We start from the raw sequence: 13,261 nt of genomic DNA, 5'->3' as shown, positions 1-13,261 counted from the left end.
AAAGGACTTTATTAAACAGGTTTTTTTGGTTTATTCGCGATATTAAGAATGGTTCTGAAAATTAAACACTTTTCATTTTTATTCCTTTTGGGCAGTATGCTGATCTTCGCTCAGGAACCGCCCTCTGAGGTAGTTTTACAGGAGTTCAAAGCTCGTGTGGTGAATGCACAGACCAATGAGGCCCTGGAAAGTGTCCATGTGGTCAACCTCAATCAGGTGAAAGGAACGATTACCAATGCCGAAGGTGAATTTACCATTCAGGCTGCCGTCAATGATACCCTGTATTTTTCCTATCTGGGCTTTAAATCTCAAAAAATAAGGGTCACCAATGACATGTTTAAATTCATGGATACCGAGATTGCCCTTACCGAGCTGGCATATGCTCTTGAGGAAGTGATCGTGCGGCCTTATCAACTCACAGGCTATCTCGAAATCGACGTAAAAAACCTGCCGATCAATACTGCCTATCAATACAGTATTTCAGGGCTTTCCAAAAGCTATGAGGCCGGAAACAAAAACCCAAGTGCCGTGACAAAGGTTCTGGGTGCCATACTGAATCCGGCGGACCTGCTCAGGAATCTGTTTGGGAAAAGGCCCAACCAGATGAGGAAACTCCGTCTGATTAAGGAGGATGACGAGATCAGAGACCTTTTGGCTTCCAAATTCGACCGGGAAACACTTACCGAACTCCTGCAACTTGAAAAAGTGGATATTGAGGATATTCTATCCAATTGTAATTTTTCCAAATCCTTTATAACTACCGCCAACGATCTTCAAATTCTCGATGCCATCAGCAGTTGTTATGAGGAATACAAGGTTCTGAACAGGAAAAATTAGGAATCTTCTTTCAATATAGGACCTTAAATAAATTTTCCTAATCCAAGATCATTTTATAGTTTTAGGCAAAATAAAAAAAGCCTTTTCAAACTATCAGAACCGCCGGGTATTACCCTTTTTTATGGATCTGATGTGTGCGAAGGGTCTTCCTCAAATACTGCTTCATGAAAAAATTACTGGCCTTAGTCTGTTTCGTCAGCCTGATGGTTTCCTGTAAACCTAAATCTGACACTACCGACAAGACCGCCCTCCGGGAAGAGGTTGCGGCTGACACAAAAGAAGAGGTCGTTCCATTTCGCTGGGAAGCTGCCAATGTATATTTTCTCCTCACAGATCGTTTTAACAACGGAAACCCAGAAAACGACATCAACTACGAGAGAACTAATGAAACAGGACCCCTAAGAGGATTTATGGGTGGAGACATCCAGGGGATTACTCAGAAAATTGAAGAAGGATATTTTACGGATCTGGGTATCAACGCGATTTGGTTTACCCCTGTTGTGGAACAGGTACATGGAGATACTGACGAAGGTACTGGAAACACTTATGCCTATCACGGGTATTGGACGAAGGACTGGACGGCACTCGACCCTAATTTCGGAACCCGGAAGGACCTGGAAATCATGGTCAGGAAAGCCCATGAAAAAGGGATAAGGATCCTGATGGATGTAGTGTTAAATCACACAGGGCCAGTAACGGAAAAAGATCCGGCATGGCCTGCTGAATGGGTGATTACCGAACCTAAATGTACCTTTGAAAACTACGAAACTACCACGGCCTGTACCCTGGTTGAAAACCTTCCGGATATCAGGACAGCTGCAGATACCCCTGTGGATCTGCCAGATACCCTTCTTGCCAAATGGAAGGAAGAAGGCCGACTGAGTATGGAACTCGATGAGTTACAGCTTTTCTTTGACAGAACCGGCTATCCCAGAGCACCTCGATTCTATATTATTAAATGGCTGACCGACTATGTAAATGACCTTGGGATTGACGGTTTTAGGGTAGATACAGTGAAACACGCCGATGAAAAAGCCTGGGCAGAATTGTACAAAGAAGCCTCTTATGCTTTTGAAAACTGGAAAAAGAAACACCAGGACCGGGTTTTGGATGACACTCCCTTTTATATGGTTGGCGAAGTGTATAACTACGGAATATCAGGGGGCAGGGAGTTTGATTTTGGGGATAAAAAGGTAGATTATTTTGCTCACGGATTTAATAGCCTGATCAACTTTGAACTCAAGACAGATGCCCAAAAGAGTTATGAGCAAATTTTTAGAAAGTACAATTCCCTGCTTCACTCCAAATTAAAAGGAGCAAGTGTCATGAATTACCTGACCTCACATGACGATGGAAGTCCCTTTGATAAGGAAAGGAAAAAACCATTTTATTCGGCGAACGTCTTACTGCTTACCCCTGGGACTTCACAAGTATATTACGGTGACGAAACAGCTAGGGACCTTACTATTGAAGGTACAGTAGGCGATGCCACCCTGAGATCTTTTATGAATTGGAATGAACTGGATAGTTTGAAGACCAGGGAAGTACTTACCCATTGGCAAAAATTAGGCAAGTTCAGAAACCGGCATCCCGCTGTTGGTGCTGGCAGACACAAAAGGCTGGCAAAGAAACCCTATGTCTTTAGCAGAACCTATACGGATGGTGACTACAAGGATAAGGTAGTAGTTGGCCTCGACCTGCCCAAAGGGAAAAAATCGCTATGGGTAAAAGGGTTTTTCGGGGATGGAACCCAACTGTACGACACTTATTCTGAGACCACCGTAGAAGTGAAGAAAGGCAAAGTCACTCTGGATAATCCCTTTTCTGTGGCGCTTCTGGAACTGGCCAAATAAATACTCTACGGATACAGATGATTTAATTCCTGATAAGGGAATCCAGAATAAAATATGGCCATAGACAGAGACAGGCGAAACTATTTCTTACTATTGAGATAATTACTGCCTGGAATGCAAGGCGAGTCGGTTGCCTTCAGTATCTACAAATAATGCCATATACCCCACATCTTCACTGATCATCTTTTTGGGCTGAAGTACCTTCCCCCCTGCTCCTTCGATTTTATCGACCTGCTCTTTCACATCCCTGCTTGAAAAATATAGCAACGGACCTTCAGTTTCACTGGGCCTGTAGAAATCGGGGTGACTCACTAAAGCCCCGGAGGCACCCTGCTTCCCTTCGGCAAAGGGAAATAGCCCCATCTTGAGACCGTGGAAATTTTCAACTTCTATTTTAATACCAAATACTGTTTCATAGAATTTCCTGGCCCGATCCATATCCGTAACCGGAATCTCAAACCATCCAATCATATTTGATTCCATTTGATTTCTTTAATTTTCCAGTTGTGTTTTTAAGGAGGATAATCCTTCTTCAAAATCTTTCCCCACCATTTTGTCCATGCTCATAAAAAGCATCATGATACTCATGGGAAATTTGTTCTTTCCTTTAAAGCCCCATGTGACTTTAGTGTCTTTCCCATCTGTATCTTCAAGCACCAGGTAACAATCTGATTGGGACTTCCAGGGTTTCATAAAACGAAGTTCTCCATCGATACGTTCCCCCGGAACGATATTCGTGATCTCCTGTTCTCCTTCTCCTACTTCCTTATTTCCATTCCAATAACTTATTGCACCTACTTCCCCATCGGTTCCCGTGAATTTTTTTTCCATATTAGGATCTTTTTTCGCCCATGGAGACCAGTGGTCCATATTTTTAAGGTATTTGAGGTAATCAAATACTTCGTTTCTCGGTTTTGAAATCACCACAGAGCGATTCACATCATAAGATTTGGGAGCGATAAGGGCAAGTATCAGAATAACAGCTACCAATACCAATACAATATAGAGTGCAGTATACATATGTTTATCAATTAGTTAGTTACAAGGTAAGGTACAAAATCTTTCTATATCCCTTCCTGGTAACGCGCTAGTATTTTGTCGATATTCTTGATAGATTTCTTAATCCATTCGAGCCTGATTTTAGCTTTTTCCTCCTCCTGAAGTTTCCAGTTATGCTCTGAGGAACGCAATTTTTTGGTCATCTGATACAGCACAATAGCTGCAGCAACAGAAACATTAAGACTTTCGGTAAAACCCACCATAGGTATGTGAATTTGTTCATCAGCAGCTGCAAGGGCACTTTCTGATACCCCCTCTTTTTCTGCTCCGAAAACAATAGCCATCTTCTGGTTTACTGAGATCTGATCCAGGGTACAGGCATCACTCCTGGGTGTCGTCACAAAAATCTTATATCCTTTTGCTCTTAAGTTATCGATACATTCTTTTGTTCCGCCATAGCGATGAATATCGGTCCATTTTTCTGCCCCAAGTGCAATTTTTTTATCCAGCCTGTCAGAAAACCTTTGTTCGATGATGTACACATCCTGAATCCCAAAAATATCTGCAGATCTTATAACTGCACTGGCATTGTGGAGGTGGTATATATCTTCCATAACCACGGTAATATATCTGGTACGCAAATTCAACACCTCCTCAAATCGCTGAAGGCGCTTACCGGAAACGAAGGTCTCCAGATAGTTGATCAGGTTGGGATCCTCCATAGATCGAATATAAGAAAAACGTATCTTTAGGTAAAAGAGCAGAGATGAAGAAAAAGGTGGCTGTGCTTACAGGGGCAGGGATGAGTGCAGATAGTGGCTTAAAGACGTTTCGGGATGCAGACGGACTCTGGGAAGGCCACGATGTAATGGAAGTTGCTTCCCCACAGGGGTTCAGGGCACACCCCGAACTGGTCTTAGAATTTTATAATGAAAGAAGGCGGCAATTACTTGAGGTTCAGCCAAATGACGGACATAAAGCACTTGTAGAACTGGAGGAAAAATTTGAAGTACAGATTATTACCCAAAATGTAGACGATCTGCACGAAAGGGCAGGGAGTCAAAATGTGCTCCATCTGCATGGAGAATTGTTTAAAGCGAGGAGCACAGTCCCTCCCTACACTGTATACGACTGGAGAAAAGACCTTAATCTCGGAGATTGCTGTGACTTGGGAAATCAGCTTAGGCCCCATATTGTCTGGTTTGGGGAAGAGGTACCTCTCCTTCCACATGCAGCAGAACTCACTTCTCAGGCCGAGATCCTCATCATCGTGGGGACTTCCCTCCAGGTGTATCCTGCAGCCTCATTGATGTATTATGCCAGACCCGGTATACCCATCTACTTTGTAGATCCCAGACCATCGCTGACAAATTCAGGAGAACTCAACCTTTATTTGATTGCCCAAAAAGCCTCAGAAGGAGTCCCTGAACTGGTCTCTTCACTCTTGCAATAAATATCAGGCAATTCCTCGGTCTGATACCCAATCACCCCCCCTAAAAACTAAAAACTTATGGCTATCTTTGCCCTTTCCTTTACCTATGAGCTCAAACACTAATATCTCTACAGAAATACAAGCGATTTCCCCGGTTGACGGACGTTATAAAAATAAAGTACTCCCCCTGATTTCATATTTTTCAGAGGAAGCCCTGATGAAATACCGAGTACGCGTTGAGATAGAATATTTTATCGCCCTTTGCCGAATTCCCCTGCCACAATTGCAATCTTTAGCTTCCTCAAAATACGAAGAACTCAGAGAAATTTACAGTTCCTTTAATACAGCGGATGCTCTTGAGATCAAAGAGATAGAACGCACCACAAATCACGATGTGAAGGCAGTCGAATATTTTATTAAATCAAAATTCGATTCCCTGGGTTTATCCGAATACAAAGAATTTATACATTTTGGACTGACCTCACAGGACATCAACAATACGGCAATTCCCTTATCGCTGAAGGAAGCAGTGAAAGAAGTGTATATGCCCCAATGCAGCGAACTTCTCAAGGCAATTGAGCACAAAGCACAGGAGTGGGCAAAAGTTCCTATGCTGGCCCGAACCCATGGACAGGCAGCTTCTCCAACCCGACTTGGAAAAGAATTTGAAGTCTTTGCCACACGGTTAAAGGAGCAATTAAAATTTCTGGAAATGATTCCTCACGCCAGTAAATTTGGAGGTGCTACCGGAAATTTCAACGCCCATAAGGTGGCCTATCGGGAAATGGACTGGAGAGCCTTTGGAAAATCCTTTGTGGAAGGAGAATTAGGACTCCACCATTCTTTTCCCACCACTCAGATAGAACATTATGATCATATGGCTTCGTTGTTCGACTGCCTGAAACGGATCAATACGATTCTGATCGACCTCAACAGGGACCTCTGGACCTATATTTCCATGGATTACTTTAAACAGCAGATCAAAAAAGGGGAAGTAGGCTCATCGGCCATGCCACATAAGGTAAATCCTATCGACTTTGAGAATGCGGAGGGGAATTTAGGGCTGGCAAATGCGATTTTTGAACATCTCTCTTCCAAATTACCGGTTTCCAGGCTACAACGCGATTTAACAGATAGTACAGTTTTGAGGAATATCGGGGTTCCCCTTGCACATACGCTGATCGCAATGCAATCCACCTTAAAAGGGTTTGGAAAACTGTTGCTCAATGCGGAGAAGATTGAATCAGACCTGGAAAACAACTGGGCAGTGGTGGCAGAGGCCATTCAGACGATCCTGAGACGCGAAGGCTATCCCAACCCCTATGAAGCACTAAAAGGGCTTACAAGGACAAATTCAAAAATTAACCGGGAAGCTATTGCTAACTTTATAGATACCCTTAAGGTCTCCGAAACTATCAAGCAGGAATTAAAGGAAATAACTCCCACCAATTATACCGGAATATGAAAACCCGGAAACTGACGGGTGTTTAATTCTTCGCAAACTCAGGATATTACTCCTCTTTGCGAATATTAACCTGGTGTGGATAAGGAATCTCTATTCCTGCCTTATCCAAGGCTAGTTTTGACCCTTCTACAGCTGCAAAAAATACGGACCAGTAATCCTCTGGTTTACAATAAGGCCTCACCGCTAAGTTAACAGAGCTATCTCCCAGTTCTGATACATTCACAGAAGGAGCAGGCTCCTCTAGTACTAATGGGTTGGACGTTAAAACCTCGAGTAACACATCTTTTGCTTTCTTAATGTCTTCTCCATAACCAATTCCTACAGTGGTGTCTACCCGTATTTTCCCTTCTGCTGTATAATTAATGATATTCCCATTCGCCATGGCTCCATTAGGTACAATCGCCAATTTATTTTGAGGAGTAACTAACTTGGTTGTGAAAATCTCTATTTCCTTAACTGTTCCCAATACTCCCTGCGCCTCTATAAGATCACCTATTCTATAGGGTTTAAATATCATAATCAGCACTCCACCGGCAAAATTACCCAGGGATCCCTGCAAGGCTAAACCAATTGCAAGCCCAGCGGCTGCAATGACCGCTGCAAAAGTTGTAACATCCACCCCAAGTTGGGAAATAACCAATAAAATCAGGAATACCTTCAGGATCCACGAGACCAAATTGAGTAAAAAACGTTGTAAAGATTCGTCGTACTTACTCCTTGACATCATTTTCCTGGAGGTGCCTATTACTTTTTTAATTATCCAGGCCCCAACAATATAGATAATGATCGCCGTGATCAGTTTAGGACCAAATTCCTTAGCCAGTTCAATCGCGTATTTGAACCACTCTTCTGCTTTTTCCATTAAATTTTAAATTAGGTTTAATGCATCCGGGAATATATGAATTACAGTTCAAAAACAAGCGAAGACATTATGTAACAAAAAAACCTGCTCCAGGCATTGCCGGAGCAGGTTGAATGTATTAGTGGGGATATTACTATCCTTTAAGAAACTGACCTATTTCTCCAAGTCCTTCTCCCTTGTAATCAGATTTTTGGATAGCTTGCATTAACTGAACCAGATGTGCCGGATTCATATCATTTCCCAAAACACGAACCAGGGCAAATCCCTTCTCGTTACTGTTTCCATATATGATTACTTCATCAATGGCATCATCTTCCCCCAGATATTTTACAAATCCTTTCCCATAGGAAGAGTTCAGCTTCATCAATTCTTTAAACTCTGAATTTTTCATGATGGCATTTACCTTCCCCTTTTCCACTTCATATTCCGCTGCATTCGAAGCTGTCTTTCTAAAAGCCAGGATATTCAGTTTCCTCAAGGATTCCACCGCGTTGCGTTGTTCTTCTGAAAGATCCACTTCATCGAGGTTTAAAATACTCGCAGGCAGGTCAAGAGAAATAAAATTAGGATTCTCTGCACTGTCTACGTAATACTCCTGCAGGCTCTGAGTTGAAGAACAACCTAATAACAGGAACAGTCCAATAATCGGAAGGATTGTATGTAATTTTTTCATGGTGCTTTTGCTTCTTTAAGGAACAAAGATGCAGACCCGCTCTGTCAGCAGGCCCGCAGCTTTACTCACTCGGTTATTTTTTTTGTTTCTCTATCTGATTCAACTCCTTAGGGAGGTTCATTTTCTTGGTTAACGCCCCGATTTTCGTAAGATCAATATCTCCGGTGAGGGTGAGTAATACCGTTTCAATCTTGCGGTCGTTAATTTCAACATCGGCATTTTTTATACCGGTGACGAACATCAGGAGTTCACTTACGTGATCCTCGTCCTTCCCCTTGCGGATATAGAACTTTACATTGGCGTCTTTGTCCTTTACCCTCATGAGTTCTTCAAGAGAAGCATTTTTTAGATATCGGTCTACCGTTGACTTCATATCAGCAGATATCCCCTTGTTTTCGGTAACAAAGACCTTTAAGCCATTCAGACTTTTTGCAATCTCCATGGCCTCCCTGGCTTCGGGTTCATCCACGTTGACATCCATTTTTACCAGGAGATCGAACATGTTTTTGTTGACGATTACCGAACTCACCTCGTCCATATCCTCAAATTTATCAAAGATCGACTGTGAGAAGCCTGCAAAGGGTAATAAGGCTAAAGCGATTATTAAGACATACTTTTTCATTCTGTTGTTTTTTAATTGTTTTTGTAAATTTTTTCTTTTGTTTCTTCAAATTCATTCAAATAGGCCACTTTTTGTGTGCCACGGTCCAGATTTGCAGCCAGTAACCCAAGGGCCTTTTTAGTCTGGAGATAGGCGTATTCAGCTTCTTTTTGCTCCTGATACTGCCTTCCAAAAAATATGCCAGCTACTAAAACGACTACCGCTGCAACGGAAATCCACTTATATACGTTTCTTCTAGGTTTTAATGGAACCTGCTGCGTATATCGCTCCTGTTTGGCATTTGAGAAGTAAGTGAACATCGGTCGATATTGTTCCAGATGTGGCTCTACGCCATCTCCGGTAAAAAACTCCCTTAATTCAAGCTCCTCGACCTCCGTGGTTCGGGCCTCGAAATACTTCTCTATTAACTTTTCTATTCTAACTAATTCCATAGCTGTGTTTTTCTACTAATTTTTCTCTTACGGCCTTACGTGCTCTGGATAAGGCTACTCTCACTGCTGTCGGTTTCATATCCAGCATTTCAGATATTTCTTCATAACTATAGGCTTCTATGTCCCTCAGTTGCAGCACCATTTTCTGCTGATCGGGCAATGTCTCCATGATCTTACCCACCCATTCCACACTGTCGTGTGTTTCCACCTCATTCTGCAATGAGCTACTATTGTCGGCATAATTACTGTGTACCAGTTTCAGATTCGCCGATTGTTTCGATTTCAGCCGGTCAAGACAAAAATTCTTAGTCATCGTCATCGCAAAAGCCTCTACATTGCGATAGGTTCCAATCCTCTTTTTCTTTGACCACAATTTCAACAGTATCTCCTGAGTTGCATCTTCAGCCTCCTCCGAGGACACCAGTAACCTCTTGGCAAGCCTGTATAGCTTGTCTTTAAAGGGCATTACCACATTTAAAAACTCACTTTGTGTCATTATAGGTTGATCGGTTGTTGTATTGAGCATTTTCCTGCCGTGTTACAATAGCTAGACGACCTATATCGAATTTTGTTACAATTCTTTTTTTCTTCGCCAATATCTCTTTATTTTAGCTGCTAGTAACCTTCCCTACACATGATAATGCCAGTAATCCCCTAAGGTAAGAAAATGCCTTAGGTACAAACTGTGTTGGAATAAGTATTGCTTAAAAAAAAAGAAAATGAAAAAGAATTTAATCTTACTCCTGTGGACGGCTTTATTGTTCATTGGATGCAGCAAGGACGATGATAACATCTTTTCTCCCCCTCAGGATCTAGCATCCCAGGATTTCATGTGGAAAGCATCTAATTATTGGTATTTCTGGCAGGATGACGTACCCAACCTGGCAGACGACCGCTTTGCCAGTGATGAGGAGTATACAGCCTTTTTGGAGTCTGATGCAGATGCCGGTGATTTTTTTGACAATCAACTGCGTTTTACAGAAGATCGATTTACCTTCTATAGCCCTGACTATGAAGAGTTCACTAAAATACTTTCTGGTATCACAAAAAACAATGGGCTGAATTTCGGGCTGATATTGCTGGAAGGTGATTTGCTCGTGGGATATGTAAGATATATAATTCCGGATTCAGATGCGGCATCCAAGCAGATTTTCAGAGGTAATTATTTTACCGAAGTCGATGGACAACGTCTGGATACAAACAACTATATAGACTTGCTTTTCGGAGAGAATGATACTTATACGCTTTCCATGGCCGATTATGTCAATGATGAATTTACCCCAAACGGCCTGGAGGTAATGCTTACAAAAGAAGAGAATTTTCAGGAAAACCCAGTCTACATTACCAATACGTTAGACGTTAATGGTACTAAAATTGGTTATATATTTTACAGGAGGTTTACAGATGGTTTTGAAGACGAACTCAATGCCGCCTTTGGCCAATTACAAGCTCAGGGAATCACCGAACTGGTTCTTGACCTCAGATATAATCCAGGAGGCAGGGTTTCATCTGCTGTAGCCCTGGCAAGTATGATCTATGGTACAAATACCAATGAGCTTTTTGTAAAACAACGTTGGAATCCAAAACGACAAGCCGGTTTCAGTGCGTCTTCCCTGGAGGAAAATTTTATTAATCAGATAGAAGGAGGGGAAGCCATTAATTCATTGGGCTTGAGCAGGATTTACGTGCTTACAACCGAGAGATCTGCATCCGCCAGTGAATTATTGATCAATGGTCTCGATCCTTATATGAATGTTATTCAGGTAGGTACCACCACCACCGGGAAAAATGAATTCTCGCTTACCATGGTCGATGATCCCGGCAATAATTTTCCCTATACCTATGATCCGGCCAGGGAATCTTTTATCAACCCCAATAATTCCTGGGCCATTCAGATGCTTTGCGGCCGGTATGAGAACTCGGTTGGATTTTCTGATTTTACTACAGGACTCGTTCCGGAAATAGAACTTGAAGAAGACGTACTCAATCTCGGTGCCCTCGGAGACATCAATGAACCCCTTCTTGCCCGTGCCATAGAGGATATTACCGGAGTAAGCGGAAAACGGGATTTTACGGTCAGGATGCCTGCAAAGGCCTTTGCTGATTCGGATACGTTTGATCCTGTCAGAGATGTGATGATCGGAGGTGTACCTTCGGGGATAGAACAAAAATAAGTCCTGTTGCAGTCTTCAGTGCCTTTATAAATTCAGGGAAAAGCCCAGGTGGATATTTCTTCCCCTTGTATTAAATCCGATAACCTCTGTAAAGGATTCATTTAACAAATTCTCCCCCCTGACAAAGACTGTCAGCTTATCGGGTATAAGTCTATAGCTCGAATACAATCCTACCAGGCTGAAGGGTTCCAGGCCTACCTCTTCAAACGTATTAAAATCGGTATCCAACCTCGTTCCGGTATAGGCGTAATTGAGGGAAAAATACAGGGCCTCGGAGAATTGCAACCCCAGTCCGGCAAATAGTTTGTGTTTTGGAATTCTTATCGCGGCATCTCCTTTGCGTTCAGTAAACGTATAATTCACTTCGAAAGACAGTTTTTCTACCGGCTGCCAGTTTACTTCCAGTTCAAGGCCTGTGGCATTGATGGTATTTGTCGCATTGCTGTACTGGAAGGCCGAATTGTCAAAAAATACAAAGTCCTCTTCCCGTCTGGTAAAAAATACAGAACTCAACCTAAGATTTTGGGAAGAGGCGTATTCCAGACCCAATTCCAGTGTCTGGTTAGATTCAGGTCTGAGATCGGGATTTGCTCCAAATTGGCCAAAAAGCTGCGTCAGTGAGGGGGTAATATAGGCCGTAGCGTAGCTCCCCATCAATTTTATGTACCCCTGCTCTTTTTTGAAAGTAAAGCTTGGGTTGATATTGTAAACGAATTGTGAGCCGTATTCCGAATGGAGATTTAATCTACCACCGGTAGCAAGCTGAAATCCCTGCTTACTTAGGTATACCAGAGAAAGATATGGATCGGTAAAATTAAAGTCTTTCTTCTCTTCAAATTCTGTCCGCTCCAGATTATAATTGATCCCTGCGATCGTCCTGAGATTTCCGATTTGATATTTATTAAATACGTCTCCGATCACATTTTGCCCTTTAAATACTCCTGGAAAGGCACTGATATTTTCAGAATCGTAGGTGGCATACGCCAGATTTACATGGGTTGAACCCGACTTATAAGCGTAGACGGTATTGGCGCCTATTCGATGTTGATTGCTTTGAAATTCATAAGGAGCATCCATTAGACCAAATGATTCATCATAAGAAGTTTTCACTTTGGCCTCACTGGCATAGATCCTTGTTTTTAATCTGTCACTGATCCTAATACCTAGTTTTATATCCATATTAATGGCAGAAAACGGGTCGGGTTCATCAGTCTCGGTAATAATGGAAGACAGCCCGTCCATATATCGTTGCCCAAACCCCAGGGAATAGTCCCATCTCCCTGAAGTACCGGCTATCCTGGCAGAATTTTCAAATGCGTTCAGCTGGTATTTCTGATCAGTAACAGACTGATTGCTACCCATAGAAGATTGAAAATTCCCTGATATTCCTCTCAGCGGAGCCTCTTTTGTGCTGATATTGATCACGGCAGTTGCGGCATTTGCACCATAGAGCGTGCTTGAAGCGCCTTTGATGATTTCCACCGAGGCAATGTTGGAGAGAGGTAGAAGTCGAAGATCAAATTCCTGGGAAAATGAAGATGGGTCCGAGACTCTTATCCCGTCTATCAACACAATAACCTGCCGGCCCCTTCCTCCACGTACAAAGGTGCCAAGTATTTCCCCGGCCCTGCCCCTGCTTCCCGAAATCTCAATCCCGCTTTTAGTATTTATCAGTTCAGGCAAGGATCTTCCCTGATTACGGCTCAGTTCTTCAGCACCAATTCTGATTACGGTCTTACCTGAATTTTCCCTCCTAATGGGGAATCGGGTGTCGCTGACGACCACCTCCTCCAGTTCCCTTATTTTTAAGGTGTCCGAAGTTGCTACCTGTGCCCAACCGGCCAGTCCGATACTCATTAGAATACCGGTACTCCAAAAATATTTTTTCAATTTGTTCTCTTCCTATACTCGGA

General features: G+C 42.6%; 14 protein-coding genes. 5 read left to right on the top strand and 9 right to left on the bottom strand.

The genetic code is table 11. The features are described from left to right. Positions 1–96: 96 nt before the first annotated feature. Entirely contained in the window at positions 97–837 is a 741-nt protein-coding gene (locus ACA086_RS12070) for a carboxypeptidase-like regulatory domain-containing protein (RefSeq protein WP_371003600.1), read from the top strand. Between the two features lie 164 nt (positions 838–1,001). Continuing rightward, the gene (locus ACA086_RS12065) at positions 1,002–2,690 is read left to right on the top strand and encodes an alpha-amylase family glycosyl hydrolase (RefSeq protein WP_371003576.1); all 1,689 of its coding nucleotides are present in this window, start codon (positions 1,002–1,004) and stop codon (positions 2,688–2,690) included. 102 nt (positions 2,691–2,792) lie between these two features. On the opposite strand, the gene ACA086_RS12060 is transcribed toward ACA086_RS12065, so the two are convergent. The 3 genes from ACA086_RS12060 to ACA086_RS12050 are packed head-to-tail and all read right to left on the bottom strand — an operon-like array spanning position 2,793 to position 4,411. Further along, positions 2,793–3,173: a VOC family protein gene (locus tag ACA086_RS12060; RefSeq protein WP_371003575.1), complete on the bottom strand. Its 381-nt coding sequence runs from the start codon at positions 3,171–3,173 to the stop codon at positions 2,793–2,795. A 9-nt stretch (positions 3,174–3,182) separates the two neighbouring features. Then, on the bottom strand, positions 3,183–3,710 hold the full coding sequence (locus tag ACA086_RS12055) for an SRPBCC family protein (protein ID WP_371003574.1): 528 nt from the start codon (positions 3,708–3,710) through the stop codon (positions 3,183–3,185). 44 nt (positions 3,711–3,754) lie between these two features. After that, entirely contained in the window at positions 3,755–4,411 is a 657-nt protein-coding gene (locus tag ACA086_RS12050) for a TrmH family RNA methyltransferase (protein ID WP_371003573.1), read from the bottom strand. Between the two features lie 44 nt (positions 4,412–4,455). Between ACA086_RS12050 and ACA086_RS12045 the strand changes: the two genes are divergently transcribed. Beyond that, positions 4,456–5,142: an NAD-dependent deacylase gene (locus tag ACA086_RS12045; RefSeq protein ID WP_371003572.1), complete on the top strand. Its 687-nt coding sequence runs from the start codon at positions 4,456–4,458 to the stop codon at positions 5,140–5,142. Between the two features lie 85 nt (positions 5,143–5,227). Beyond that, positions 5,228–6,586 (top strand): adenylosuccinate lyase, encoded by a 1,359-nt coding sequence (gene purB / locus ACA086_RS12040; protein ID WP_371003571.1) that lies wholly within the window; start codon positions 5,228–5,230, stop codon positions 6,584–6,586. 46 nt (positions 6,587–6,632) lie between these two features. Here purB and ACA086_RS12035 read toward each other — a convergent pair whose 3' ends face one another. The 5 genes from ACA086_RS12035 to ACA086_RS12015 all read right to left on the bottom strand — a co-directional run bounded on the left by ACA086_RS12035 (position 6,633) and on the right by ACA086_RS12015 (position 9,670). After that, positions 6,633–7,448 carry a mechanosensitive ion channel family protein gene (locus ACA086_RS12035; RefSeq protein ID WP_371003570.1) on the bottom strand — a complete coding sequence of 272 codons (816 nt, stop codon included), beginning with the start codon at positions 7,446–7,448 and terminating at the stop codon, positions 6,633–6,635. 133 nt (positions 7,449–7,581) lie between these two features. Then, positions 7,582–8,121 carry a DUF4252 domain-containing protein gene (locus tag ACA086_RS12030; protein ID WP_371003569.1) on the bottom strand — a complete coding sequence of 180 codons (540 nt, stop codon included), beginning with the start codon at positions 8,119–8,121 and terminating at the stop codon, positions 7,582–7,584. Between the two features lie 73 nt (positions 8,122–8,194). Then, positions 8,195–8,743, bottom strand: coding sequence for a DUF4252 domain-containing protein (locus tag ACA086_RS12025; protein WP_371003567.1), 549 nt, complete (start codon positions 8,741–8,743; stop codon positions 8,195–8,197). A gap of 11 nt (positions 8,744–8,754) precedes the next feature. Further along, positions 8,755–9,174 (bottom strand): hypothetical protein, encoded by a 420-nt coding sequence (locus ACA086_RS12020; RefSeq protein ID WP_371003566.1) that lies wholly within the window; start codon positions 9,172–9,174, stop codon positions 8,755–8,757. Next, positions 9,161–9,670, bottom strand: a complete 510-nt coding sequence (locus ACA086_RS12015; RefSeq protein ID WP_371003599.1) for an RNA polymerase sigma factor — start codon at positions 9,668–9,670, stop codon at positions 9,161–9,163. The genes ACA086_RS12020 and ACA086_RS12015 overlap by 14 nt, the downstream gene beginning before the upstream one ends. 223 nt (positions 9,671–9,893) lie before the next feature. Between ACA086_RS12015 and ACA086_RS12010 the strand changes: the two genes are divergently transcribed. After that, complete coding sequence (locus ACA086_RS12010) at positions 9,894–11,348, top strand: S41 family peptidase (protein WP_371003565.1); 1,455 nt, start codon at positions 9,894–9,896, stop codon at positions 11,346–11,348. Between the two features lie 24 nt (positions 11,349–11,372). Here the strand turns inward: ACA086_RS12010 and ACA086_RS12005 are convergent, their stop codons facing one another. Beyond that, positions 11,373–13,238 (bottom strand): TonB-dependent receptor plug domain-containing protein, encoded by a 1,866-nt coding sequence (locus ACA086_RS12005; RefSeq protein ID WP_371003564.1) that lies wholly within the window; start codon positions 13,236–13,238, stop codon positions 11,373–11,375. Positions 13,239–13,261 lie beyond the last annotated feature (23 nt).

Origin of the sequence: Muriicola sp. E247, assembly GCF_041358175.1 — a bacterium.
GTDB lineage: Bacteria > Bacteroidota > Bacteroidia > Flavobacteriales > Flavobacteriaceae > Muriicola.
This window is presented reverse-complemented; position numbering and strand designations above follow the sequence as displayed.